This window comes from Pseudoduganella sp. R-34 (assembly GCF_049904655.1).
Taxonomy (GTDB): Bacteria; Pseudomonadota; Gammaproteobacteria; order Burkholderiales; family Burkholderiaceae_D; genus Rugamonas.
On sequence record NZ_CP184573.1, the window covers coordinates 68,796 to 92,773 of the forward strand.

41 protein-coding genes are annotated in these 23,978 nt (G+C 55.4%); 4 read left to right on the forward strand and 37 right to left on the reverse strand.

The features are described 5' to 3' along the window. Positions 1-90: 90 nt before the first annotated feature. From ACN9MW_RS31455 to ACN9MW_RS31590, 28 genes are all read right to left on the reverse strand, one after another. Positions 91-426 (reverse strand): hypothetical protein, encoded by a 336-nt coding sequence (locus tag ACN9MW_RS31455; RefSeq protein WP_426172605.1) that lies wholly within the window; start codon positions 424-426, stop codon positions 91-93. A gap of 17 nt (positions 427-443) precedes the next feature. After that, positions 444-683 (reverse strand): hypothetical protein, encoded by a 240-nt coding sequence (locus ACN9MW_RS31460; RefSeq protein WP_426172606.1) that lies wholly within the window; start codon positions 681-683, stop codon positions 444-446. A gap of 99 nt (positions 684-782) precedes the next feature. Then, complete coding sequence (locus ACN9MW_RS31465; RefSeq protein WP_426172607.1) at positions 783-1,250, reverse strand: hypothetical protein; 468 nt, start codon at positions 1,248-1,250, stop codon at positions 783-785. A 68-nt stretch (positions 1,251-1,318) separates the two neighbouring features. Further along, on the reverse strand, positions 1,319-1,957 hold the full coding sequence (locus ACN9MW_RS31470; RefSeq protein ID WP_426172608.1) for a hypothetical protein: 639 nt from the start codon (positions 1,955-1,957) through the stop codon (positions 1,319-1,321). A 209-nt stretch (positions 1,958-2,166) separates the two neighbouring features. Beyond that, entirely contained in the window at positions 2,167-2,583 is a 417-nt protein-coding gene (locus tag ACN9MW_RS31475; protein ID WP_426172609.1) for a hypothetical protein, read from the reverse strand. 104 nt (positions 2,584-2,687) lie between these two features. After that, the gene (locus ACN9MW_RS31480) at positions 2,688-2,930 is read right to left on the reverse strand and encodes a hypothetical protein (protein WP_426172610.1); all 243 of its coding nucleotides are present in this window, start codon (positions 2,928-2,930) and stop codon (positions 2,688-2,690) included. A gap of 121 nt (positions 2,931-3,051) precedes the next feature. Further along, a complete protein-coding gene (locus tag ACN9MW_RS31485) occupies positions 3,052-3,435 on the reverse strand; it encodes a hypothetical protein (protein ID WP_426172611.1) in 384 nt (127 codons plus the stop codon). 498 nt (positions 3,436-3,933) lie between these two features. Further along, entirely contained in the window at positions 3,934-4,128 is a 195-nt protein-coding gene (locus ACN9MW_RS31490) for a hypothetical protein (RefSeq protein ID WP_426172612.1), read from the reverse strand. Positions 4,129-4,235: 107 nt separating this feature from the next. Then, positions 4,236-4,628, reverse strand: coding sequence for a hypothetical protein (locus ACN9MW_RS31495; protein ID WP_426172613.1), 393 nt, complete (start codon positions 4,626-4,628; stop codon positions 4,236-4,238). A gap of 6 nt (positions 4,629-4,634) precedes the next feature. Next, complete coding sequence (locus ACN9MW_RS31500; protein ID WP_426172614.1) at positions 4,635-4,910, reverse strand: hypothetical protein; 276 nt, start codon at positions 4,908-4,910, stop codon at positions 4,635-4,637. A 12-nt stretch (positions 4,911-4,922) separates the two neighbouring features. After that, entirely contained in the window at positions 4,923-5,408 is a 486-nt protein-coding gene (locus tag ACN9MW_RS31505; RefSeq protein ID WP_426172615.1) for a hypothetical protein, read from the reverse strand. Between the two features lie 11 nt (positions 5,409-5,419). After that, positions 5,420-5,560, reverse strand: a complete 141-nt coding sequence (locus tag ACN9MW_RS31510) for a hypothetical protein (protein WP_426172616.1) — start codon at positions 5,558-5,560, stop codon at positions 5,420-5,422. Between the two features lie 11 nt (positions 5,561-5,571). Continuing rightward, positions 5,572-5,751: a hypothetical protein gene (locus tag ACN9MW_RS31515; protein ID WP_426172617.1), complete on the reverse strand. Its 180-nt coding sequence runs from the start codon at positions 5,749-5,751 to the stop codon at positions 5,572-5,574. A 275-nt stretch (positions 5,752-6,026) separates the two neighbouring features. Next, positions 6,027-6,218 carry a hypothetical protein gene (locus tag ACN9MW_RS31520; RefSeq protein WP_426172618.1) on the reverse strand — a complete coding sequence of 64 codons (192 nt, stop codon included), beginning with the start codon at positions 6,216-6,218 and terminating at the stop codon, positions 6,027-6,029. A gap of 322 nt (positions 6,219-6,540) precedes the next feature. After that, on the reverse strand, positions 6,541-6,873 hold the full coding sequence (locus ACN9MW_RS31525; protein WP_426172619.1) for a hypothetical protein: 333 nt from the start codon (positions 6,871-6,873) through the stop codon (positions 6,541-6,543). A gap of 22 nt (positions 6,874-6,895) precedes the next feature. After that, the gene (locus tag ACN9MW_RS31530; RefSeq protein WP_426172620.1) at positions 6,896-7,075 is read right to left on the reverse strand and encodes a hypothetical protein; all 180 of its coding nucleotides are present in this window, start codon (positions 7,073-7,075) and stop codon (positions 6,896-6,898) included. Between the two features lie 14 nt (positions 7,076-7,089). Then, entirely contained in the window at positions 7,090-7,314 is a 225-nt protein-coding gene (locus ACN9MW_RS31535; RefSeq protein ID WP_426172621.1) for a hypothetical protein, read from the reverse strand. A 209-nt stretch (positions 7,315-7,523) separates the two neighbouring features. Further along, positions 7,524-7,727 carry a hypothetical protein gene (locus tag ACN9MW_RS31540; protein WP_426172622.1) on the reverse strand — a complete coding sequence of 68 codons (204 nt, stop codon included), beginning with the start codon at positions 7,725-7,727 and terminating at the stop codon, positions 7,524-7,526. A gap of 12 nt (positions 7,728-7,739) precedes the next feature. Continuing rightward, entirely contained in the window at positions 7,740-8,051 is a 312-nt protein-coding gene (locus ACN9MW_RS31545) for a hypothetical protein (protein WP_426172623.1), read from the reverse strand. Between the two features lie 62 nt (positions 8,052-8,113). Then, positions 8,114-8,632, reverse strand: a complete 519-nt coding sequence (locus ACN9MW_RS31550; RefSeq protein WP_426172624.1) for a hypothetical protein — start codon at positions 8,630-8,632, stop codon at positions 8,114-8,116. Positions 8,633-8,648: 16 nt separating this feature from the next. Beyond that, positions 8,649-8,981, reverse strand: coding sequence for a hypothetical protein (locus ACN9MW_RS31555; protein ID WP_426172625.1), 333 nt, complete (start codon positions 8,979-8,981; stop codon positions 8,649-8,651). Positions 8,982-8,995: 14 nt separating this feature from the next. Next, positions 8,996-9,184 (reverse strand): hypothetical protein, encoded by a 189-nt coding sequence (locus ACN9MW_RS31560; protein WP_426172626.1) that lies wholly within the window; start codon positions 9,182-9,184, stop codon positions 8,996-8,998. Between the two features lie 16 nt (positions 9,185-9,200). Beyond that, positions 9,201-9,428, reverse strand: a complete 228-nt coding sequence (locus ACN9MW_RS31565; RefSeq protein ID WP_426172627.1) for a hypothetical protein — start codon at positions 9,426-9,428, stop codon at positions 9,201-9,203. Positions 9,429-9,439: 11 nt separating this feature from the next. Further along, a complete protein-coding gene (locus ACN9MW_RS31570) occupies positions 9,440-9,580 on the reverse strand; it encodes a hypothetical protein (RefSeq protein ID WP_426172628.1) in 141 nt (46 codons plus the stop codon). A gap of 17 nt (positions 9,581-9,597) precedes the next feature. Continuing rightward, a complete protein-coding gene (locus tag ACN9MW_RS31575) occupies positions 9,598-9,888 on the reverse strand; it encodes a hypothetical protein (protein ID WP_426172629.1) in 291 nt (96 codons plus the stop codon). Between the two features lie 15 nt (positions 9,889-9,903). Next, entirely contained in the window at positions 9,904-10,092 is a 189-nt protein-coding gene (locus tag ACN9MW_RS31580) for a hypothetical protein (protein WP_426172630.1), read from the reverse strand. Positions 10,093-10,162: 70 nt separating this feature from the next. Further along, positions 10,163-10,417 carry a hypothetical protein gene (locus ACN9MW_RS31585; protein WP_426172631.1) on the reverse strand — a complete coding sequence of 85 codons (255 nt, stop codon included), beginning with the start codon at positions 10,415-10,417 and terminating at the stop codon, positions 10,163-10,165. 28 nt (positions 10,418-10,445) lie between these two features. Continuing rightward, a complete protein-coding gene (locus ACN9MW_RS31590; RefSeq protein ID WP_426172632.1) occupies positions 10,446-11,189 on the reverse strand; it encodes a tyrosine-type recombinase/integrase in 744 nt (247 codons plus the stop codon). A gap of 157 nt (positions 11,190-11,346) precedes the next feature. On the opposite strand from ACN9MW_RS31590, the gene ACN9MW_RS31595 reads away from it, so the two are divergent. The 3 genes from ACN9MW_RS31595 (at position 11,347) to ACN9MW_RS31605 (ending at position 13,253) form a co-directional block, all read left to right on the forward strand. Further along, positions 11,347-12,243: a TraB/GumN family protein gene (locus ACN9MW_RS31595; RefSeq protein WP_426172633.1), complete on the forward strand. Its 897-nt coding sequence runs from the start codon at positions 11,347-11,349 to the stop codon at positions 12,241-12,243. A 155-nt stretch (positions 12,244-12,398) separates the two neighbouring features. Next, positions 12,399-12,584, forward strand: coding sequence for a DUF3606 domain-containing protein (locus tag ACN9MW_RS31600; protein WP_426172634.1), 186 nt, complete (start codon positions 12,399-12,401; stop codon positions 12,582-12,584). Positions 12,585-12,602: 18 nt separating this feature from the next. Next, a complete protein-coding gene (locus tag ACN9MW_RS31605) occupies positions 12,603-13,253 on the forward strand; it encodes a hypothetical protein (protein ID WP_426172635.1) in 651 nt (216 codons plus the stop codon). 387 nt (positions 13,254-13,640) lie between these two features. On the opposite strand, the gene ACN9MW_RS31610 is transcribed toward ACN9MW_RS31605, so the two are convergent. The 9 genes from ACN9MW_RS31610 to ACN9MW_RS31650 all read right to left on the reverse strand — a co-directional run bounded on the left by ACN9MW_RS31610 (position 13,641) and on the right by ACN9MW_RS31650 (position 22,856). After that, entirely contained in the window at positions 13,641-14,114 is a 474-nt protein-coding gene (locus ACN9MW_RS31610; RefSeq protein ID WP_426172636.1) for a hypothetical protein, read from the reverse strand. 195 nt (positions 14,115-14,309) lie between these two features. Continuing rightward, the gene (locus ACN9MW_RS31615; RefSeq protein ID WP_426172637.1) at positions 14,310-16,082 is read right to left on the reverse strand and encodes a DUF4942 domain-containing protein; all 1,773 of its coding nucleotides are present in this window, start codon (positions 16,080-16,082) and stop codon (positions 14,310-14,312) included. A 148-nt stretch (positions 16,083-16,230) separates the two neighbouring features. Next, complete coding sequence (locus ACN9MW_RS31620) at positions 16,231-17,157, reverse strand: DUF7221 family queuine tRNA-ribosyltransferase-like protein (RefSeq protein WP_426172373.1); 927 nt, start codon at positions 17,155-17,157, stop codon at positions 16,231-16,233. A 149-nt stretch (positions 17,158-17,306) separates the two neighbouring features. Beyond that, the gene (locus ACN9MW_RS31625; RefSeq protein WP_426172375.1) at positions 17,307-17,513 is read right to left on the reverse strand and encodes a hypothetical protein; all 207 of its coding nucleotides are present in this window, start codon (positions 17,511-17,513) and stop codon (positions 17,307-17,309) included. Positions 17,514-18,019: 506 nt separating this feature from the next. After that, a complete protein-coding gene (locus tag ACN9MW_RS31630) occupies positions 18,020-19,891 on the reverse strand; it encodes a phosphoadenosine phosphosulfate reductase family protein (protein WP_426172377.1) in 1,872 nt (623 codons plus the stop codon). A 206-nt stretch (positions 19,892-20,097) separates the two neighbouring features. After that, positions 20,098-20,319, reverse strand: a complete 222-nt coding sequence (locus ACN9MW_RS31635) for a hypothetical protein (RefSeq protein ID WP_426172379.1) — start codon at positions 20,317-20,319, stop codon at positions 20,098-20,100. Between the two features lie 45 nt (positions 20,320-20,364). Continuing rightward, positions 20,365-21,087, reverse strand: a complete 723-nt coding sequence (locus ACN9MW_RS31640; protein ID WP_426172380.1) for a hypothetical protein — start codon at positions 21,085-21,087, stop codon at positions 20,365-20,367. Positions 21,088-21,547: 460 nt separating this feature from the next. Beyond that, the gene (locus tag ACN9MW_RS31645; RefSeq protein WP_426172382.1) at positions 21,548-21,997 is read right to left on the reverse strand and encodes a hypothetical protein; all 450 of its coding nucleotides are present in this window, start codon (positions 21,995-21,997) and stop codon (positions 21,548-21,550) included. A 475-nt stretch (positions 21,998-22,472) separates the two neighbouring features. Beyond that, positions 22,473-22,856: a hypothetical protein gene (locus ACN9MW_RS31650; RefSeq protein ID WP_426172383.1), complete on the reverse strand. Its 384-nt coding sequence runs from the start codon at positions 22,854-22,856 to the stop codon at positions 22,473-22,475. 503 nt (positions 22,857-23,359) lie between these two features. Between ACN9MW_RS31650 and ACN9MW_RS31655 the strand changes: the two genes are divergently transcribed. Continuing rightward, positions 23,360-23,896: a DsbC family protein gene (locus tag ACN9MW_RS31655; RefSeq protein ID WP_426172385.1), complete on the forward strand. Its 537-nt coding sequence runs from the start codon at positions 23,360-23,362 to the stop codon at positions 23,894-23,896. Positions 23,897-23,978 lie beyond the last annotated feature (82 nt).

The following is a 23,978-nucleotide window of genomic DNA, read 5'->3' on the forward strand; positions in this document are numbered from 1 at the left end:
CATTTAGCTTTTCAGTTATTGGGTTTCTAAGACTATCCTTATAAACCGTTTATACGGTATTTTCCTTAGTTCTGTGCACACTTTCTTTGATCAGTACGTGAGGTTGACATCACCAGAATCACTCGGCTTGCACACCTCATCAAGATTTGGTGAAACACCGCCTGCTGTGGCGGCCGTGTTGCGCACGAAATGCTCCACCAATCCGGCCTTCGCCTGCGAAGCTTCAATGCCATTGTTTATGATTTGTCCGGCGCGCGCCAGGTCCTCGGCACTTTCGGCGATCACCAACGCATAAACAGTTCCAGCACCGGTATCGGTAAAACCAACCTGCGCCCTGAACGCGATGGCTTGCATGTGCTTCCCTTCCGGGAGTGCGAGACAGAGGGCTCTCATCGCCTCTTCAAACTTCGAATCGTTCGTATCCATGGAATTTTTCGAGACCGTCAGGTCGCAGCCTTCGCTTTCCGTTTTCTGGCCACCACACGAACAACGATGGCCGCGACGAGGAAGGACCCCACCCACCAAAAAGTGCTATCCGCTATCGCCACACGCTGAGCTTCCAGACTTACAGGGTGCGGACCGATCACAGCTTGCCCCGTCGCCGTCGCATAGCTGATAAGCCCTGACACGAGACAGAAGATTGCAGCCAAAAGCAATCCGGTTGACGTCTTCATCAAAATCATAACCCGGTCCTAGTTCTAGTCTTCAGCGGCTTCCGGCCGATACGGGGCGCCGGTGGGCACCAGGTTGAGTTCCTTATAAACCGTTTATACGGTATTTTCCTAGATGTCGTTAAGCGTCAATGCTGGATGTTCGGCATCCACGCAATTTTCGTTCCAGTATACTTTTTCGAAACCAGACAGCATCTTAACGTCTACCGCCTTAGCCTTCTCGGCGCTATCCTCGATTTGGACGGCGCGGGTGTCGAACGTCTCTCCGTAGCTGCCATTTGTAGTGAAGCTCACTGAAACGAAGCGGGTCCCGCCAGTGTAGCCACCAAAGCCATTCTTCCCATTCACAATCCCGCATATCGCAATGTCTTCGCCGCCATTCGTGTTCGGTTTGCGAACAATGAACGAGGAGCGAATTATCATTGAATCGGGGTCTTTCATCATGCCCCTCAACGCCTTCTTCGCATTCTCCTCGGCCCAACCGACCGGTCCGACCGCCTTGTTCCTGATGTAGATGCCACCAACCAGCACTACTGGGATGGCAAAGAGCACGATGACAAGCCATTTCAGAATTTTCATTCGCCACTTCCTCCCTTCGCGCGTGGATCTTTGCCACTTGCGCGTATTCGCGCATATTTCTAGATGAACTAAGTTGCTGCATTCGTAGTGAATGGTCCATCGGCCACAGCACGTATCATTCTCGGCGGTGTACCGTCGCTAGGTGCGTCGACAATCCATACTCCATTAAACTCGGGCGCACGTATGATTGTCCGGTGCTTCTTCAAGAGAGCCCGAATTTTCATGATTGCGTCGGGAAGACCCTTCGCAAAATTGTCCCACCCTTTGTCATCGCCCCAGGGGTTGTCAGCATGAAGATATTTCCCTAACCGCTTGTATAGCGATTCAAAATTGTTCTGCTTCATGTACCCGTCCACAGGTCGATCGAAGTGCCAGCTATTAGGTCCTACTCTGGTTTCCGGAAGTAACGGGTCAGGGTAAAAATCTGGATTAACTTCTTTCAACGACAAAAAGATGGAATTCGCTTGCCAGTCGGCGCCGTAGTGTGCCGGCTTACTGGCACTCTTTCGGAACGCGGCGTACATTTGTTTGTTGGGCGCGATGGCCGCGAACGCAACCGCTTCCATTGCCTTTCGAAGCTGTAGCGCTGCGGACTCCAGTTCGCATCGATGTCCGAGCGCTGTGTATCCAGCAAGGTACTTCTCGCTAGCGGCAAGTCTTTCAAGCGACTCTTGCATCAAATCGAGATAGATCTTCGGTTCGTCCACGATTTTCCTTCAGTTGCGCCCGAGAGCGGTATCGAGCGCGTGTTGCGTTTCGCGCTGGGCATCAGCCAGCGGACCGATAACTAAGCATCCGTACCCTGCGCGCTCACTAAGCTCGCTGGCGCGCTGAATTGCCCTTAACGCGTCTTTGATCGCATCGTTTGCTGCCTGTTCGTACGGCGTAGGTTTTCCGTAAGACATTGCGTTCCCCTTTACGTACGCGGTGCCTCAGTCTGGTCGGTACGGCAGTACCGTGCGTTCGCAGGCTTGGCGCAGGAATACGCTGGCGATAGCGGACGCTCGGATGTGCAAAGCTCCCCACGATCCAAGCCGGTGACCCGATCATCGGCACCGAAAATCACCTCAACGCGATAGCAGCCAGGATTATCCCAAGTCAAGACATGGTCAATTTCTTTGGATCTATCATAGTTTTGTTTCGAAAGATTTTGAGGCGCAATCACGTTCGACGGAGTGCCAAGCAGCGCAATTACATTGGCTCGCTGCATGCCCGTCGTCACCTCGGCTGCCTTGCGGGATAACGGAGTCCTGGTGTCCTTTGCCGCAGCCGCAGCTGCGGCCTCGTCCTGTTGGCGGGCAATCGCGGCCGATTGAGCTTTCAGATCGTCCATCGTTGTTCCCGGCTTAAAACCATTCGGATCAGACGGCTTGCCACAAGCTGTGAGCAACAAAGTCACAGCAATGTAGCGGCTCAGTCCCGTCCTGCAAACCCGCATTATTCTTGCCACTGTATTTCCTTTTGGTTCGGAATCCAGGGCTTAAGGCGGCCGGTGAGCGCCCAGCGAACAGCATAGAACGTCACCATTACAGCCATTGGACCAACTACTGCAAACAATAGCGCAAGCGGTCGCTCCTCCGGTAGCGGATTGGCAATGGCCACCGCAACACAGAAAAGAAAACCACAGACTGCAGCAAGACAGCAAAACCTGAAGACAACAGCCTCAATCTTTTTTATCATTCTCGACTTCCTTTACGTCGTTGCAATCAACCACGGCCATAAATCTTGTTCTTCGTGTGCGAGAGGCGGACAGTGCCCGACCCTGAAGTTCATGGGAGCTGTTATCCTTGAACGCTCCGAGTCAGAGCATCGGTTCGGCCTTGCGACAAGTCCCTTTCCCGGCATGAATGGTGCCCTTAGGACCGTCGATATACATCGCATACTGCCCCGTTACCCTATTGATCTCTTCTCGCATCGTCAGCGTTGTTCCATTACGTTCCGCAGTCCACTGCCATTCATACTTCTGCTCGCTAGTATTCAATGGTAGCCCGCGCTCATTGGAGCCGATCTTGATGCTGGTGCCGCCATCCGTGATCGAATAGATGCCGTCTATAGCATCAGTTTCCTTCGGTTCCTTTACCATAGCCGGATACACTTTGCAAGTGACATAGATATCCGCTGCTTGGGCACTCATAGAAGCAGCAGCGCCGAGCATGGCGCAAATTGGGATATATTTCTTCATCATGTTCCTTGACGATCAACAGCGCCCTTGACTCGCGTCGTTTGGAGTGCAGTTTGGCGTGGACGTTGGTCTAGGGAGCGACGGCAGCTCGGGATAAATTGGAATCGGGGGCAATGCCCATCCATCGGGCCTGCTCGCCGATAACCAACCATACTTCCCATTCTCACAACTCCCGTGTTGGTTCGCACTTGTCGCCCAACATTGAACTCCGCCTGGAGATGTGGTGCAGGGTTTTTCTGCAATTACCTGCTTTATCCACGAGGGTTTATAACATGTCCCCTTCTTCACGGCTCTTGCTTTCGCCGCTGCCGTTGCAGCTTGCATTGCAGCCTCTTGCGTTGGCGCTGTTGCTGCGTGCCACTCGCCAGCGAACACTGGCAAGCTAAGTGTTAATGCGCAAACAGCAGCCATGATGATTTTTTGGTTCATATGCTCCTCACATTTCTTCTTCACGCTGGCGGCCGGCCAACTGCGGGCGCCTGCAAGGCGCGCTTTCCTTGGTCAGGTCTGCTCACTCACGACATGCGCCGCGCGCAGCTTGTCGCCCTGCACCGTCAAGAATTCGAAGATGCGGTCTGCAGCAGCTTCATGCCCAGCTTGTTGAACCAGGTTCCAAGCAAGCCGCAGATCTGCATGCAGTTGATCGCTGATTACCGGACCGCTGCTCGCTGCAGTAACTTGATTACTTTGATTCATGCCATTTGTCCTCCGCGCGTTGGTGCTTTACTCGTCATGCTGTTCTCCAATTTCATCGGCAGCCTGCCGGTGCGGTGGCACCAGGCGGCGCCGGATTTTCCTCGACCTTATTCCATATTGCCGCGTTCAGAGTTCAGCTGCTTCTGGATTGAGTTCAGAATTGCGCTCGCTTCTCGACTAAGTGTGAAAACGATGAACTTTGAATCGTTTCGCACTGACACTGACTGGAAGACAGAAAATGTCACCACCACGCCATCAACAAGTTGGATTTGCTTACGGATATGCGCAACTTTCCCTAGATACTCTTTGAGTGCTGCTAAGAGAACCTGGTTGGGGCCGCGTACCCCCAATGCTTGGATTGCATCGATGATTGGTACGAGAGTTTCTTCGCCACGTGCGGCAACGTGGCTCGATTTGATAATCGCCGCAACCAATCTCCGTTCCTTTTCTGGAAGACGTAGATCCTCAACAAATATCTCTACTGCTCTGTGCAAAGTCATAATTTCCTACCAGTGAGCACGGATGTGCCTCCGAACCAGCCATTTTGACGGGCATTCGGGTTTGATGAAAAATACTCGCTGCTGCCTTGCTGTGCTCTGGGCAAGGAAACCGAGTTCCTTTGCTTTGATGAATGCGGTCACCGAAAGGCGTTCAAGTAGCGCCTGGCCCACAACCATGACGAGAAAGGCGCCGATCGCCCAACCTGTTGGAGCAAAAAGCAACATGACGGTGGTGGGAGGGGCGGCAAATAGCGCCATTTCTGAGAGTCGATACTGGTTCATGTCCGTTTTCCTTTACACGGCGTGCCCGCTTTTGAAACCCTCAGCACGCCACATTATTTCCCAGAACCGATCTCCTGTATTCGCCGGTAGGAACGGTGTGACGCTAGCAAGCTGGACAGGTTTGAGGCACGCGACCACCTGTTCGATAAGCACGACGTCAGAATCGTCAAGTCGAGCCGCCGAGTGCGCCCAGCGCGGTATTCCGGGCATACGTCCCCACAAGCGGAACGGGATTTTGCAAGTAATGATGGACGCACCAAAAACTGGCAAAAGCCATGCCCACCAACCAATCGCGGTGAAGCTCAGACCTACCGCCAAGGCCGACAGTCCGCCCAGTACGTGCAGATGGAGTTCCTTGCCATTTCGCTCAAACCAGTCGGGTGGGTATTTGTCGGCCAAGCGGCCTGCGATCCCCTTCAAGGTTCGATAGCTATCATCGGCGATATAGACGCCATGTTCAGCGCGCTCGCCGGGGGTCATGTTATGTACGGATGTCATGCCGTTTCCGCTTACTTAAAGATCGCCACCAAAACGGCTCCTACGGCAACCGCGCCGAAAATAAACTCGCGATGGGTCAACCCGAACAGGGTAGAGGCCGGGTGAACTGGCTTCATCGTTTTCAACAGCTCTTGGTATTGTTGCTTGTTCATTGTGTTTACCTTCACTTGCAGCTAATCCAGAGACCATAAAGGTTCAACGCAAGCAGGGTCGCGCCAATCACCTGCGTGGACAGGTTGGGTCCAGCGTAGGCCAAGTACGCGCCAGCGGCAATCCCGACCGAATAGGCTGGTCGCGTAAATTTGGACTGGCCCTTCACAAATTCTTCGAATTCTGTTTTCACGATTTTCCTTAGTTGTGAGTCGTTGAGTTGTCTACGGCGATTTCTGGCTTACGACCTACAACACGAGCATCACCGTGCTCACCAATGGCCACCATATCACCAGGCCGCGCGCCGGTGGTGTCGATCTTCTTGGAGATTGCGGACCTACGTCCTTCTCTCGTCGCGCCAAAAGCAAACCCGCTACTCCCTCGGGCCTGCAGCTGAAGTTGACCTTGGTGACGCCGCCGCCCAAAAATGCGATCAAAAATGGAACTGAGTCTGCCCACGATTTTACTTTACCGGATCAGGTTCAAAAGCTTGGCCTCGTGGCCTGGCTCGACACGCACGCCACCATCGAACAATGCGTCAGGCGACAGGCGGGCATAGTCTTCGTCGCCCGTGATTGCAACCACCGCACATGTCCGACCCGTTTTCTCTTCGATCAATTCGGCCAATTTCTTGGCGAGTGATTGGATTTCGCGATTCATGAGTTCTTCCTCACTGGCCGACACCGCGCCGACCTTCTCGATGCACCAGGCCGCGTCGTGCGCGGCCGTGGGTGCTGCATGGTGGCGATTTTCCCTATTACTCGGTTACGGCTTGAAGGTCATTAGCTGCAAATTCCCTCGCGATGGTCTTGCCTTTTGGAGTGGCCCAGCGACAGACGATCATGTTCTTCCATTGACCGGAATGCCAGTGGCGCTGTTAGATGAAATGCCGCCTTCTCCGACGACCTCCATGGTTTGGTGCGTCCCCTTCTTGCGGACTTTGGCACCCTTTGCGAATTTTTCCAAAGCGTTTTCCTTGACCTCAGTTTGTAACGCGGACGGTCCCGCGAAGTGGTTTGAGCGAGCTAACCTGACATGCCCCGGACTCTATGTCCTCCACGAGCCAATCGAGCGCAGCGACGCAATCGGTGGCTAGAGTAACCCAGCCCGACTGCTGGTTGTCGCTGTGGGCGTTCCAAAAGCTGTTTGCGTCATTTATCGTAATCGCAACGCCAGCGCGCGCAAAATGTTCAACAATCTCTGCGCAGTCGACCGGGAACGAAACGACGTCAAAGCTACCGTAGGCTTCAACGACTGCACGTAGCCAGGCCTCCGCATCGGCTGAGCTTTTGATAATCGTGTTCTGCTCAAACATCCTGATTTCCCTGCGCGTTAGGTTACCCGTACCAGCGTTCAAAACCTAGCAATGCAGACGCACCAAAAATCGCCCACACAACCAACCGGGCTGCACGCACGTGCCCAGATACGCTTACGCCAGCGCGCACGCGACGGACCACATACATTGACATGGCTGTCGCCACAATCCACGCGATGATCGCTGGGATGAAGTTCTGCATGATTTTCCCAGCTATTATCGGACGCGGGTGCTGTTCCACTTCAACGCCGACCGCGTAAGCATCACTACGCCGCTCAAGGCGACGATCCAAAACATAGGACCGTAGGGGACGGGCGTAGCGAACGGGGCATCATCCGGCAGCGGAACGTAGGTCGGGGCTTTATAGGCTCCGCCGATGGCCAGCGCGAGGCCGATCAGGGTTTCGAACAAATGGAACCGCAGAAAATCGAGCAGTTGCATGATGGTTTCCTAAGCTATTTGTAATTCGACGGAAGGTCGGCCTAAGCTAGAACCCAGACCATTTCATAAAGGTCGTGGCTCGCGTGATACCTGGTACCTAGAAAACCGCACCGTTCGTGCGCGACGGGTGCCGTTCCCTTCGGGCGGGGATAGGCACTCAAAGGTGTGCCCGTCAGTTTGTTTACACAATGGACAGGCCACGATTTTCTTTAGAACTGGTTGTGTTGTATTTGGGCCAGATGTATGCGCTGGGCCGCTTCTTCGACTAGAGCCGTGAGCTCAAATATCTGCGCTTTCTCGGTGATGCCACGCTGCGTGCAATAGCACGCCAAGGCATCACTGCAAGCCGCGCTAACGTAGTCGGGCAGCTCAATATGACTTTGTAACGGTGGAACTGCTGCTAATTTCAACATGTTCAGTTTCCTTTACGAAGGCTGGCGAACAATATATATGCCGTTTTGCCTCATGACGCCATATTCGATAAAGCCATCCCCTTGCGTCCAAAGAGCTTCTCCATTCTGTCCATAGAATCGCACTTTGGTTCGTTGCCACTCACCAGGCCGCAATTTGGAAGCCCCGACAATGTCAGCTTCCTGCACATGCCCGTCTACTCGTTTGGCACGAACGTGTTCAGGGTGATGGATGATCTTTTCCCAAAACAGAGCAACAGCGTAGAAGGCAAACAGTACCCCAAAAACGATCAACACGGCTTGCAAAGGGTGCATCCGATATTCCATAGCTTATCCTTGGCGCGGCGGCCGGCCAACATGCGGGCGCCATGTGGCGCGTTTTCCTTGGCTCAGATGTTCGTTACCTTTGCCACACATGCTGAGCAGATGTGTAATGATTGATCGTATACTTCATCCAGGCAGATGGACCGGTCAGCGGACGACGGCCTGCACCGCTCCATACACAACGGACGGTCGTAGTTACCATCAAACCCACCGAGTACTTCCTCCGCGATGTGAGTAACATGGTCAACCTTAAGCAGAGACAAATGCCGATCCTCAAATCGCGATGTCGAAATGAGGCGATTAGGAGTTGCGAGGCCGAACGTTGGCTCACCGAAGGTTTCCCCGTTCTGGTCGAATTCCCGCCCATAGGCAAACGAGATCTTACCCACGAAGAGCAGCTTGCTTGCTGCAGGTACTGCCTTCTCCAAGTCGCGGAAGTTCTCGTCTTTATCCCAGATGTTCCACATTACCTCTGTGCTACTGAATAGCGGTGGGAAGGAATGGCCCGAAGTGCTGTCGTGAACAAAGTAAAGTGGTGCTTCGAGTACACGCGGATTTTCGACGCGTCCTAAGATTCTGCTCATTTGCTGTTTTTTTCCTTTAAGCGCTTTGAACAATCTGCGCATACTCAGCGCAGTCCAATTGTTCCAGGTAAATGGCTCGAACTTCGGCTATGGACTCCCCAGGAGCGCCGACTTCGCGCAGCTTCTGGATCGCACCTGCGTAATTGTTCGCTTGCGCCAATTTCTGTTCACGGTCATATTTCTGGCCGATGCAATTCTCGTCTACATGCGCCGGGCGAAATACGGTTTTGTAAGCACCAACACGCGAGCCATCCTTGATCTGCTTCTCGGCCAAACGGAATACGTCGCCGGCCGCCATCAGGTCACCGCAGACGGCACAGTGTTTAGCTTTATCGAGCAACTTCTGCATGGCGTTTTACTTGGTCAGATGTTCCACTTGGTGCGCAGAAGCTCGATGCGCAGACCCTTGCGGCGGCGTTCGTCGGCTGCTGCGGCGCCCAGGTCGATTGGCTTGCCGGCCAGCTGCGCGGCGGCCACGGTCGCATCGTAGTTCTCGGCCTGGCGAACCAGGTCAATCAGTTCTCGCAGATCAGGTTGCAGTTCGTGCAGCATGTTCGTTCTCCTTGAGTTATCCGACCAGCTGCCAGCCGGTGGCGCCGCGGTGCATTTCGCTTACCGACACTTTGACGGGGGTGTCTACCGACACAGTGCCATCTTCGCGGCAGCGTTGCATGAATGCGTTGCCGGCAGTGACAACCTTCACTTTGCACAGGCGCTGACCATTGCGGCGGTCCAGATCCTTCCACACTTGGCCAGCCTGCACAACGATACCCTCACACGTAATGTCTTGACGCATTCGTTTTCCGCTTACTTAAAGATCGCCACCAAAACGGCGCCCACGGCAACCGCGCCGAAAATAAACTCGCGATGGGTCAACCCGAACAGGTTAGAGGCCGGGTGAACTGGCTTCATCGTTTTCAACAGCTCTTGGTATTGTTGCTTGTTCATCGTGATTTCCTTGATGTTTAGTGAGCCTGGCCGGCGACTGGCTCCATGACACGGGCCAGCTGATAGGCCCACTTCGCGCCGTAGTCGATCGATCCCATGGCGTAGCGTTCTGCTGCGGTCACTTCATCCATGGTCGGGGAATGCAGGCCGCGCATCTGCGCCTGTTGGGTGCATTCGCGGAACACCGCTTCGCGTTCCGCCTTTACCCATTCTTCGACCTTGCGGCCTTTACGTTTTGCCGCTTCGCCTTGGAATGCCAGGTAGATGCTCTTTGCCGGTTCGAAACGCGGTTCGAAAATGTCACGCATGATTGATGTTCTTGGTCAGATGTTCCACTTGGTACGCAGCTGCTCGATGCGCAGGCTCTTGCGGCGGCGTTCGTCAGCTGCGCCGGCACCCAGTTCGATCGGCTTGCCGGCCAGCTGCGCGGCGGCCATGGTCGCATCGTAGTTCTCGGCCTGGCGCGTCAGGTCAATCAGTTCTCGCAGATCAGGTTGCAGTTCGTGCAGCATGTTCGTTTTCCTGGTTTAGTAATCAATAGTTCATCGACTTGGTCGATAATATATCCCCGGTGGGGATATGTCACGCTTTATTTGCAGCCCGCATCGACATCTTTTCAATTTTGGCTTTCAGCTTCTCGTGGGCCAGAATTTCGCGCACCAGGTTCCATACCGTTTCAGGCATTGGCCGGTGGTCATTGGACGATTCCGGCAGCAGCCATTTGTCCAGCGTTCGGCGAGCGCAGCCCAAGCGGACCGCGAAGGAGTCTCGCGTCATACCTAGCTCCGCCATCGCCGACTGTAAGAATTCGTTTTGTGACATTTGACCAATATTCATATATATCCCTTGTGGGGATATTACACTATTACAGCGCCTCAGCGAACATCGCCTCCAACTTTTCTTGTGACACTTCGATATATGGGGCGACATGATCGATTTCTGAGTGGCCTAGAAGCAGCTGCAGCGTCTCGATGCTCTGGCCCTGCTCCAATAGCCGTGAGGCCATCGTTCGCCGGCCAGAATGACTGGAGCCTTTCAGCCCGGCGCTCTTATAGCACTTGGTGACATGCGCCTGCAGGCTGTCGCAAGCCAGGTAGTCAACCCGTTCCCCCGCAAAGCTCAAGCGCCGCTTTGTGTTCAGCTGAAATTTGTAGCCCTTATGGGTCAGGATCAGCTTGCTGTCCGGCCGAAGGCCTCGGTACCGGCCTGGCGCGTCGGACATGCGAAGTCGGTGCGCGACACGATGTTCCAGGTAGCGATCCAACGCCGCTAAGGTCTGCTTGTGGGTCAGGTAGATGCAGCGTTGCCGGCAGCCCTTCGTAATCGCGGCGCGCAGCGATACTTCGGCCCGTACTACTCCAGATACAAACAGCACGTCCTGGACCTCGATCTGGGCAATCTCAGACACTCGCATGCCGCAGGTGATCCCAAGCAGCAGGACCAGGCAATCGCGCTCTGGATGGCGACTGGTGGCATCGGTGACGCGGAGAAGGTGCCGGATTTGTCCCGGCGTGAGTATTGCGGCTTGAGCCATGTGAACCTCTGAATAGTGTGGATTGGTGATGAATTCAGAGGGAGAACCGAGCAGGCTCTTTTTCAAGCATACCATGGCTTGTTTCCTGCGGTCCTCGGAAAAGCCCCCCGCCGCACCGGCGGGCAGCGCGCGCCTGCCTGACAGTATGGAAGTAGCGAAGGCAAGGCAGGCCATGCGCCGGTCGCGCGCCGCCGCCGTACAATGACCGCATCTGACATTCAAGGAGATCCCCATGTTGACCCGATCGCGCCGTGCCTGGTGGTTGTGTGTGCTGCTGGCCTACAGCGGTGCGCGCGCCGCGGAGGGCGTCCCCGTCTTGCGCGTGACGGCGCCCAACGGCCAAACGAGCGTGCTGATGGCGACCATGCATATCGGTCACCCTGCGCTGCGCCAACCTGCGCCATCGTTCCTACGTGGAGCCCGCGCCCTGGTGATCGAACACCTCATGGACGACGCCATCGAAGAACGCGCCATGGCACCCGATGCCATGGACAGTCTGAAGGCTGACCAGCCGCCCCAAGCCGCGTGGAGCAAGGCGCTGTCCGAGGCGCAAAAAGCCGAGCTATTCGAACGCGCCAAATGCTTCTCCGTGCGCCCCATGCGGCGCGACGTTTTTGATTATTTGTTCGGACTGCGCAGTCCACGATTCATGTCCATGCTCGCCTCCTATCCCTGTATTCCGATGCGTTCGCGGGACACCCTGGTCATGCAGTCCGCCAACGCACAACAGATTCCGCTCATCCCGCTCGAGTCCGCCGCAGACATCGCCCAGCGCCGCAGCGCGATCCCCGATCGGATCTACGCGGAGTGGCTGTACCGCGCATTATCGATCGACACGGTTGCCTATTATGGGCAGCTTGCCGACCTGCTCAATCGCGGCGACTACGCTGCGGTGCTGAGCGAGACGACAAACATGGCCGCCGATCCGGCCGACAACGCGCTGTACAAGCGCATCATGCTCGATGAGCGCAACCATGCCTGGATCGCGCCGCTGCGCGCCGAGCTCGATGCCGGCAACGTCGTGGTACTGGTGGGCGCCGCGCATTTGCCGGGACCGGACGGCCTGGTGGCACTGCTGCAGGCTGCCGGCTACAGGCTAGACCCCATCCAGGTGCCGTCGGCGCCCTAAGACGGTGCCGTCGGCCGGCTTACTTGTTGGGCTAGTCGCAGCGGCACTCCTGCGAAGTCTGCGGCGGTAAGGTGCAGCCAGCGCTTGCGCGTGCGCCGGCGCACCGACCAGGTCGCAGCATCGGTGCACACTGCCTAAGCAAAGGAGGATGCACCATGGCTGATGATCTCAACAACCGCGGCGCGCAGGATCGAGCACGCATAAACATCCACGAGCCGCATGAAGTGCGCTACTGGACCGAGGCGCTCAACGTCGATGAAGCCCAGCTGCGCGCCCTGGTGGCAGAAGTAGGGCCCAGCGCGGAAGCGGTCCGCAATAGGCTGCTTTCCAACAAGGGATAACGTCGGCGGCCCTCAACCATGCTCCCGTTCGAAAAGCTGCGCCCGACACTGCTCAGCGAGCGCTGCACGGCGCCGGCGGATGAAGAAGGCTGGCTCGGAGAATGGAAGTTGGATGGATATCGTGTTCTGGCCAGTTGGGGAAGTCGTGATTGCGAGCTGCGTACTAAGAACGGTGTTGACTGCACAGCGTGGTTTCCCGAAGTCGCACGAGCACTGGCCGCTGCAGACTGCGGTGCCATGATCACCGACGGAGAAATGTGCGTGTTAGATCCTCTGGGCCGTGCTGACTTCGACGCCTTGCACGCCCGCGCCAGGCGGCGGCGTTTCACTGCGGGCGATCCCGCTGTCACCTACTGCGTGTTCGACTTGCTCTTGGACGCCGGCCGCAACATCATGGACTTGCCGCTGATCAAACGCAAGGCCAGGTTGGCCCGGCTCTTGGAAGCGCAGCGCATCCCTCATACTCTGTACGTCCAGCACGTCAGCCAGAAGGACGTCCCGCAGCCTGTCGCATGGTTGTATGCCCAGGCGTTGACGCTGCAGCAGGAGGGCGTGGTGGGGAAGCGTGCCGATTCGCCTTACCAGCCTGGCAAGCGCACAGATGATTGGTTCAAGCTGAAGCGGCCTGGCGCCACGCCACACGGTCGTTTTGCTCGCGGAGATCGCTGAACTCAAGCGTCAATCGCTCCCATCGCCCAACCTGCTCGAACTTCGTTAGTTGGTTCATTAAACATTCCTTTTTGCCCCTGCTATTAGTTTCGCGGAGCTACCCTTGCGGGTAGCGTCGTCACCCGCAAGGTTAGCTATAGTGCAGCGAATGCCGCTTTAGTTCTTGGCATGAGGGTCGATGCCATGTACATAGATCGCAGACTGGCGTGTATACGATGCCGCTCCCAAGCTCAGTACCTTCAGCACCTCGGGGGTAGGCTGACACTGCAAGGCCGCCGGTTGCCGACAGTTGGATCCAGACGGCGAAGATCGCCACGTTTACCCAGCCAGTTGAAGAGGGCCGGCATGCCGGCCTAATTTTCTGGAGCGATACGAAAGGCAGAGCTGTCAGCCGGCAACTACCTCCTCCTGTTGATGGTCGTGACGGAATTGCCGATCAAGCTGCACGCGAATGTATCGAATATCTTCGCTATGCCAACTCGCTCCCAAATATCCACTGTACGGTGCCGACGTGAGGAACAGGCGGCACGGGATTTTGAAGTAGACTGCACGCCCTGGTCCGGGGTAATTGTGATGAAATATCCAGAATGCACCTGGCAAGAATGTTTCAGTTGCATCGAGCTGGTCTAGCGGCGTGGCCGGATGAGACGCACCTCCAAATTGCGCTTCTCCGGATTCGGACAGATAGAACGAACCTGAGGGTGAAGTTTGTAAGGCGTCTCCCCAATGCTCACTGAACCGCTCGATTTCACCTGTAGGGAAGCGCACAAAGTCTCCGATAAGAGGCTGCTTGCAACGTGCGCGGGGTAGTTGGCGTTGCTTTACGATTGCTTGATCTTGGGCGTCAAAATCGAATGCCATTTTCGCTACTCCTTCTTAAGTTTTTCCGCATAGCGGGCTAGAGAAAGGAGTTGAGCTAATGCTCTTACGAAGCGCGCAGCTCGTAAAGGCAGGAAAGAAAGTCAAAGTTTGGGAGGGCCGCAAAGCGCTTACGGTTGGCGACCAGCCGAACACGGCAGAGAAAAATACAACCCCGGCCGTAGCCAGGGTTGGTGATTAAGCCGCCAGCAGCAGGAGCAGCTGATCGGAGTTTGTCGTGGTGGAGTCCTTCAAGAGCATCTCCGGATCCATGTCATGCTTGCGAAGGACATTCGTTGTCGCGTCGAAGAGCAAATTCATTGCTGCGGTTTGAGTTTCCTCGTCCTTCGATTCCAATGCGCCGAATGGGCCGTAATACCCGAAGTGGTTGCGATATCGTCCACTGGAAGTGGCCGCTTTCACTTCAGCGCGAATCTCCTTGTCCAGTTTTTCGGCCTGGTCATACTGCTTCCAGAACACATCGCTGGCCTGCTTGTCTTCCGGAGGGAGCCATTGACGACGACGGCCAACAAGGCGGTTCAAACGATCGACAATCACCTTGTCTTTGGCGAAGAAGTGGATTGTCCCTGCACCAGGATAGTAACGGACCTCGAAATACGAACTGGCGATACGAGCGCCGTGATACAGGTCTTTGTAATGAGCTTTGAAGATGTCGACCAACCCAATCTCAGGCTGTTGCTTCCCATCGAGCATCGCGAAGACTTTGTCGAAGTCCGCCAGCATCCGTTCAGATTCCCATCCAATCGAACTGTAGAACCCATCGCGGCTATGGCCAGGTATGATAAAGCGATTCGTTCGCATGCGCTGACCGCACGTTCGGTGTTTGTCGTTGCTTTTCCATCCTTTGAAATAAACAGTATTGTCAGTATGGTAGCGAGTCACTCGGTCGAAAACATCGCATGCCATGTCGATCATGACTTCGCTCTGCTTCTCGACCAGGCCGCAAAGGAAACCGTATACGTTCGAGACCGTGAACTCAAGTTGCTTGATGTTTGCGAACTCACTCTCAAGCCGCTGTTGGGCGGCAGAGGACAATCGGCTTGTAACCTTGGTGGATCGAAGTACGCAAGACCAAGCTCGGTCTTTAAGGTCGTTGTAGCGGCCAAGTACCGCCTTTCGAACATAGTCGACAGTCGAGTCACCGTCATCGTGTGCTTTGCCAGATTCGTCCGCCATTTCTGCGAGGGTTTTGCCAAGCAGTCGGGTATAGTAGGTCGCCCTTGCTTCCGAATACACAGCGTCCTTTGCAGCTTGAACCGCCGCGTTAAAGGCGACGACAGTGTTCTCGATGGTGGAATTGGGAATCGCAAGCTCTCGCGGAGCCTGATAGCCGCCGGCAAGGCCTGCGCCAGTCGCTTGGTCCTTGGCGAGACTTCCAAGCATTTCACCGAGGATGTCAGTCTGTAAATTCGCTTCCTTGCGAAGGTAGACTAGCGCGACGTCAACGTCAGTCTGACGTTCAGCGTCGATGCCAGCAAACGCGCCTTCGATGAATTCGACTTCGCCGTGACGCTCTATCAGACGAACAAGCATCTGACGTTGCGCTGAATACGGGTTGCGGATCGTCTCTGCATTGATGATCGCTACGACCTCGCCGTCCCATAGAATTTCCCAAGCCTTTAAGACGTGGTCAGCTCCATGCATAAACGGGGGATTCATGATGATGTGACTCAGCCAATTACCGCCGGTGTACTGCATGAAGTCAACGCCGACAACGCTGTAACCGGATTCGCGGAGCACTGGATGCATGCTTGGGTCGATTTCGCAACAGTCGACAGGGATTGAATCGTTGCGATAGTACGAACGCGTGGAGCTGAGAAACGGGGCTGGTTTGATCAGATCGCCCTTACCGGCTGACGGATCCATGACGCGAACGAAGTTTCGGTTCTTGAACTTGCCCCAGGCACGTTGGGCCAAAGCTGGTGGTGTTGGATAGAACTGATAGTCCATGTGGTACTCCTCCTAAGTTTTTCCGCAGAGCGGATGATGAAAATCGGAGGGCTGGCTGTGCAGCTTCCTGCACCCGAGGTGTAGGAAACGTGGTGATTACTGAAGGAAAGCAGAGGCCAGTGGCCCCTGCTCGATATTCCTATCGTTCTCAGATCAACCTGAATTGATCACCAGCTGCTGGCGCAGCCTTCAGCAAGGCGGAAGTCATCCACCTGGTCATTTCGGCGGTTCGATTTGCGATCGAGTTTGGTTGGCCTGCCCGGTGCGCGTTCATTCGAGCAGAAAAGTCGTAGGCCATACTGTCGGTGCTCTCTACATGGCTCAGCATCTTGATGGTCGATAGACACGTCCCCTTCACGCCGAACAAATGCAGCTTGGAAGACGAAGGTAGGTGTGGTTCAATGCCTGCAAGTACGGACAGTAGGCCGTGCTTGGGGTGGTTGACTTCTCGACGGCATACAGAACCCACGCCAATCAGCGTCGGCGTTTGTAGCCACGGTGTCCAGCGCTCAAGAACCGACATCGTCAATTCCAGACTCCGCTGATAGTCAGAAGTAGTCCAACCTTGGATGACCGGGATTGGCGTCGGCACCAAATTCCGCGCAACGGTGCTGCTACAGGTCCTGGCCAGCTGGTTTTGCCACTCGTACGCGATTCTAAGACACCCTTCGAGGAGCGTTGCCGTCGCATCGATGCGGAAATCGACCTCCGCCTGACTTGTTGCAATCTCATTTTCGACACAAAGATCAGGAGCGCTGAACCAGGTCGGAGACAATTCAGACGCGAGGAGCATGTAGTCCGAGTACGACCAGGGGTAGATGCCCGCCATCCCTGGCTGGGCGCCTTTTTCTTTCCAGAGCCGCATGGCGGTGAATCCGGCGCTGTCCAGTGCGAAGTCCGTCTCGAACAGGTCTGAGGCTTCGGGGATTCGAAACTTGCCGCTCTTGGGGTTCCAGAAGGCCTGGGCACTCACCATGGTTGCGTACTCCTTCTCGAATGCATGGAACGGAAGTTTTCCTGTTGGTTCTGGAATGCCTACTCGAACAAGAAGTCCGCTGTCTGACTGTGTTTGCATTGAATGATCCTCCTAGTTTTTCCGCAGGGCGGATGATGGAAACTGGAGGCAGTGGGGAACTGCTTACTGCACCTGAAGTGCAGAAAGCTGTGAAGGGAAAAGATAGTTGCAAGTGGCGACCAAATGGCCGCCACCCGCGAACAAGTTCATTACTGCACCACCGCGAAGCGTGGATTGGTGATCGTAGCCACCAGCCCGGCGTATGCCTGGTCCACAATGCGTTGTGCACGCATAGAGGTCCGGGCAGACACGGTACGGCCGGAGGCCTTCATCGCTTCGAGCCAGTCGACTTCGGTGTCTGGTACGCCGCAATCGAGCATGTAGTGGCGTTCTTGAACGATAGTGATGTCGAACATTTCAACCTCCTCAAAGTAGTTGGACAGGACCGTCCCAGATGCGCACTGTGGAGTAACGCATATGGGACAGCCCTGCCCGCAGACCTGTAGGAGGGAAAGTCGACCCTGGTGAAGAACCAGGTTGAGAAGCACGTCGTTGTGTCGATGCCGAAGACATCGAACTCGGTGAGCGTGAATTGTGACCTCGCCTCAAGTCCAGTGCCAACGAGAGAAGGCGGACCGAATGAAGAAGCGGGAATGGTTGACTACGTCAGCAAGCCAGGGAAGCATTCGCCGCGGCGAATACTCTTGTTGACGGTTACAGGAGGAGCACTTAGCTGCCGAAGAGTCGGCAGGGAAAATCTCGGAGACTGGCTCGTCAATTTGACATTGACGAACGAGGGGTAATCACAATTCTGCCGCAATCGCGACGTTTGAATCTTACCATATGACCGATCACTTGCGGCAAGAGGAAAAGTTGCACCCAGGGTTAGCTGGGTGCGTGGAATGGTGCCTAATGTGTTATGTTAGAACACCAAGCTTTGCTGCGCTTGCGCCTCGACCTGGTCAAACAGTGGTAGACAGGAATTGCTCTTGTTTTTTGCTACTAACAGGGCATCGTGGGCGCTGTTGCTGATGGAGTGCTTGATCAGGTATTCATCTAGTTCTGCAGGGCTGAAGTTAAGGCGATCCGCTAGGTGCGCGAAGTACTGCCCTCGCTTGGCCATGTGGTTGTAAATTCCAGCCTTACCTTTGGGGAGCTTCACGAACGCTTTGTTCAACCAGAAGCGACTGGACTCAAGCCCGGTGGATCGCTGAGCGTCGAGGTATAGGTGCTTGAACTCGCAGTTCACCATGAGGTTCGCGTCGACCGGATCGACCGACAGAACATCGCTCTCCTCAAAATAGCAAACGCGATCGCCTTCCGGCGTGACGGCGTATGAACTAGGCCGGCCTGGGTTGAGGTACGAGTTCCAGATTTCCGATTCGTAGCTGCGAAGTCCGTCGGTTGGCACGGAAGCATCAAAGTTGCCGACTTTGAACCAACCGTGCAAAGGGATCGCACCCTTCTGGACTGGGTCTATGACGCTCGGGATTGCATGACGCCGGCCCAGCTCATGGACTTCATACCATGCACTGAGGGCAGGAAACGCATGTGTGCAGTAGTGATGCATGCCCAGCTGGAAGTCGATCGCCACAAGCTGCTGTGAGTTGATCATCTCAAACTGAACGTCGCATAGCTCTCGATTGGTCACGTTGTCTTCGATTATGCCGGCGTGCAGGTCCTCAGTATGGCGTTCGGCCCTCTCAATTTCGAGGGCGTCAAGCGTCAGGAGCATTCGAAGCAGTGACATCCGGTGCTCGTAAGAGTAGGTGTCCGCCTGTACGCGCAAATACCCAGCCGGACTGATCGTCCTGCCGACTAGTTCGCGAAGTGATAGATCCCATTGCGTCGCGATCAAGTAATTTCTGAACCTGTTCAAGCCTTCGAGATGCACGTGCTTTGGTTCCTTGACCAGTGACTCCATTGACTTGTCCTGCTCACCGGACATTAGACATAGCGAACAACCGAAGCGGCTGCCACAACTTTTGCGCTGCCCCTCCTCACCGAGGATCACACCACACATACCATCGTTCGCCTCCCGGTACAGGTCGTGCATCCGATTGATCGTCCTGGCGCTGACTGGCGAGGGAAATGGGAAGGCCGCTTCGTCCGTGAACTGGGAAAGCATCCACCATACATCGTCCGTCTGCCAATCGGCAATTGGACTGTAGGTCAGGTCACCGGTTGCGCCGCGAAGTACTTCGGTCGCGGATTCCCCTCGTTCGAGCATCTTGGCAGATCGAACGCTGCTTTCGGAGCGGCGGGTACCCAGGATTGTCACGGGCTCTTTAAAGCCGTCCCTGATGGCGTTGGCTTCCAACTCTTTCTTCAATTTGATCTGCGGAAGAACCTTCCAACTCGTACTGCAAGAACGTTGGCTTTTCCCGTCCTTCACGGAGTTTTGATTGGTTCGGGCCAACGTGCCGCGGCCGATGGTGGATACGACAAACTGAGAGGCCAGTGATGGCTGCGCTATTTTGACTACGACATCCAGTTCGTGCCGCTCGCAATATTCAGATACGTCGTCCAGAAAGCGAAGCAGGTGCTGAAACATCGCTGGGTTCTCGACGGTGGTGTTTGCAGTCGTCACGTAGTGCTGTGCCTGCACGATGCCTGCTTGCCTAGCTCGTCGAATCGCTTCGAGCCCGACGATGGTGGTTACCGTACTATCCTTCCCTCCACTGACCGCAAATACAAGGGGATGGGAAGCCACAATGAGGTTGTAGATTGCCTGCACGCCACGCTCCATCCAGGTGGTGAGATGTGACGGGCCTGCGAATTTGATTGATTGCATGGAAGCTCCATAGGTTTGATCTGCGACGCAGAAGCGCCACTTGATTTCGAGTTGGATTCGACAGGAAGTCCTGTCTTCGCTATTCCCAGTGTTGGGAGGTGAAATCGATCAAGTTGATGCGGGACGCGCATCAGCTGGAACCATCAGGGGAAACGGAACTGCGGCGCCCGGTCTTCCGGGACGCCGCAATTGGTCTTGCTGCCGCATCAGCTGGAACTCTGTTCCTGATGCGCGCGTTCGATTTGCGCGAGGTGAGATGCGGTTTTGCCGAGGCGACGGCTCATTTCGTTGGCGGCATCGAGTTGACTGAATACGATGTCTGCGACGAACGGATTCGCGGTCGACAGGATCGCTTTCAGATCTTCGATCAATGATTCGCAACTTCTTACCGCCTTCTGTACTAATTCAACGTCGGTCATGTCCGGCATCGATTCTCCTTTGGTCTTTGATGTGGGTTGTTAAATTCGGCAAGGTCAGGCACCCCTCGAAATGGTAACTGTGCCGATCCGCCATGCACCTGGTTCAATTGGCTGCGCGTTCCAGAGAGCTTCAAGCGTCAGCTTCGCTTGTCGCTCAAGCGTCCCCATAAGGTGCAGGACGATCGTCTTGTCGTGGTCGGGCCCTTTTGCATACTCGCTGGCAAATTCTTCGAGATGACGGCCCGCCCAGTCCTCGACAACAAAGTCTCTGGACATTTCATGACATGCTTTAAGAAGATCTGGTCGCACCTCGAACAGGTGTTGATCGATGATGGTTGACCGAGGTGCTGCGTTAATTCGCTCCTGCGCAATCAAGTCGCCACGATAGCTAACCATTATTGCTGGCTTGCCGTCAATTTGCAGTTTGCCTGCGGAGAGCAGATCGGAAAAGATGTCCCGCCTCGTCGCTTGAAGGGCCAGCTCCGACAATGTTCGTGCGGAGTTTGAACTTGTTGAGGATGGTGTAACGAAGTCGCTCCAGAACGCCTTTCTTGGACTGCCGTGGTTGCCTGTGGTTTCAATCGTGACGCCGTTTGAGTCGGAGTCGAACAGGCGCCGGCTGGGGATTAGTTCGCCACCGACGTGTCGGCAGATGACTTCTGCCAGATCGTCCATAAAGGCTTGTTGTGTGAAGTCGCTTGGAAGGTTTATTGCGCCGGTTCCGAGCAGTACGTTTACTGCATTGCCCAGGTTCGCTGCGCTAACGTGATTTCCCATTATTTTCTCCTTGAACCGGAAAATCTCCCTTCCGGGTAGATCTCCCAGAGGGTTGTGGTGCAGAGCGGATGAAGGTGCCAGAAACTGGCGGATGAATTCACTTACCTGACAGTGAAGTCAGATAAAGGAAGGTGACGAAAGGAGAATGTCTGGTCAACCCAGTGCGCGAGGCGATGGGCGATTCTGAAGCTGTTGGGATCGCTGCGATCAGAGAATGCCGAAGTCCGACGATTCAAATCGTAACACAACCCTGCTCGAGCGGGTCTTGGCAGTGACAGTATTCACCGACGAGTCCCGTGTTCTCCTGCATCGGGCTGAGTGAGCCAGGCGATCATGTCACTGAAAAGGAGTGCCCTGTACCACTTTCATGGACAGGGCATGTTCTTTTCTGCGAGGTGTCTTCAGGTGTCGAAAGACTGGCAGGACTGTAGCCAAGCGGGCGGCAGGGTGTTTGTGTAGCTTAGAACAGAGCCATTTGCTTGCGTTCCAGCGACCAACCCATGTAGTCGAACGCTTTGAGAAGATTCGCGTTGCGTTCCTTGTGGGCGATCTCGCGAAGTCCATCGAGCACGTCGTCTGCGTCGCCCATTTCTACCAGCGTATCGAACTGACGCTCGCCAAAGTCGAAGACTGTGAAAAATTGGTAACCAGGGTGGTACACACCCGCTTCAAACAGTCGGCGTGCGCAATCAATACGGTCCTTGAGGCCTTCGGGTTTGCTGATCCGCTTCGAGTAGTAGAAAAGCCACGTTCCTAATTCGAAGTAGTTTTGGGCCGCGATGCGTTCCTCAATCTCTTCATAGCTGTCCATAGTGTGCCCCTTCCTGGTTGCGGCTGCGCGCAGGTCTCGTGCATCGTTCCGCAGCTGGGCTAGTTCGGCGTTTGAGAGTGGAGCGATTGGTTTTGTCATGATGATTTCCCTAAAAAAGGACGCCAACCGGAAAGGGAGGCGTCGCGAGGTTATATGCATCGCCATAGATCAAGCCGACAAAGATACTGCCAACATGTCTTGCAACACGGCTGTGGCGCCAGGATCGGAGCCGTCTGTCAGCGGAAGCTGTACTTTGAAATTAGGACTGGTGTTTGCATGCCTCTTTCGGTAGGGGCATTGTCAAGTCGTCTTTGTAGTTGTTCAAACGCTGGGTTGCGCTGGTGTTGTAGTTGCGTGCCCGGTAGGCAAACCCTGCCTCCCGATCGAGTCGGTCCATGCGTTGTTCGGGCGTTTCGTTTTTTGGAGGGCGGGTGGTTCGAAACATGGTGTGTGCTCCTAGAAGGAAGAGACACCATCCCAAAGGGAGCAGTGTCCCTTGTGGGTGAAGGCGGATTTAATCCGTCAGTTGAGGCGGTACGGGTGGTCGAGCACGAGGTCGGACGTATGGAGAGGCTTAGCGCTGCAGGGAAGCGGTAGCCGCTTTCCGTTGTTCAACCGTCGAGAGGTGCTGTTCAAGACACCATTGTGGATGCCAGCCGGCGACCTGGGTCGAATTGGCAAAGCACGTGGTAACGCCGCGCGGGTTGCTGTGGCTCTTCTTGATTTCGCCAATCTGCTCCGCACGCAGATAGATGCGGTCGCATTTGGTCCAACCATCCGAATGGAGTTGGCGCGGACCAATGACCGTGCTGACAACGTTCGGCTCCTCATGGTCCAGCCGTTCGCCGCCCAGGGCTTTCTGCAAGCTTTCGCTTACTTTAAGCGCCAACCGGCCGAAGTACCCTCGCACGGACAGCTGCCTGCGAATTTTCTCAGGCCTGTGGAAGAAGCTGGTCATGCCAGCGCCCCTTCAGCCTCGCAGCCAGGTTCTGGGCAGCAGGATTGCATTACGGCGCCGACATGGGCGTCGGGTTGTTGTTCGTGTTGACAGGTTTGCATGGAAGTCCTCCTAAGTTGTTCCGCAACGCGGATAGAAAAGAGGAACGAGCGAAAGCTCTTACGTGGCCTGAGGCAGCGTAAAAGGTCTATGGAATAGTCGGAGTGCGTTTGGCGCGGGGCCAGGTCGGAGGATGCCGAATAATCGACGAGATCAGTGTATCACGATGCTGCAGGCACTGCCAATATCGCCCTCGACTGATGATTAAAAATGCGGCACGCGTGACTTCCCCTCTCAGAACCGCACGTCGGCTGTGCTTATCCACAGCCTTATCCAGCGAAATCGTGGATAACATCGAGAGCAAGTCCGGTCGGAAATGGTCGCTCACTGCAGGCCGGACGAAGCGGCCGATGGCATATCATCGTGTCCATACTCCCCGTTTCGGAAGACCGGCACTAAAAACGATGCATACCATTTCCAAACTTGCACATCGCTTCGCGATCCCCCTGGTCTCGATTGCGACCGCTGGCGTGCTGGCGTTTATGTTCTTTCCCAAGCGGGAAGTCCAAATTGACGTATCGAAGCTCCGTGTTACGGATGCAATTGTTGCGACCAGCAGCATGGGGGAACTTGGCCGGCCGCTGTATTTGTTCGAAAGCGCTGATTGCGGCTTCTGCCGACAGATCCATCCGGAATTGCTCAAGCTCAAGAATGTGGAGCTGAAGACGTTCGTCCTTCCAGGTCACTCACCTGAATCGCAGCTGGCGGCGCATGCAGCTTGGTGCAGCTCAGACCGGGCCAAGGCATGGGCATTGGTGATGACAGGCCATCCGACACTGACGTCGGCGCCCGACTGCGACTTCGCCGCGGTCGAGAGAAATTTGAGTGCAGCTCGCGCGCTGGGGCTGACGTCGACGCCGTCCCTTGTCCGCGCCGACGGGCGGGTGCTTTCCGGCTACCACACGGCTGAAGACATCGAGGCCTGGCTGCAAATCGAGTAGGCCCCGCGAAAAGCAAATCATTGGTCATGCTCGCGGTGAATTGCCGACTTGCGCAGCCAAATTCGCTTGTTACTTTCTCCTC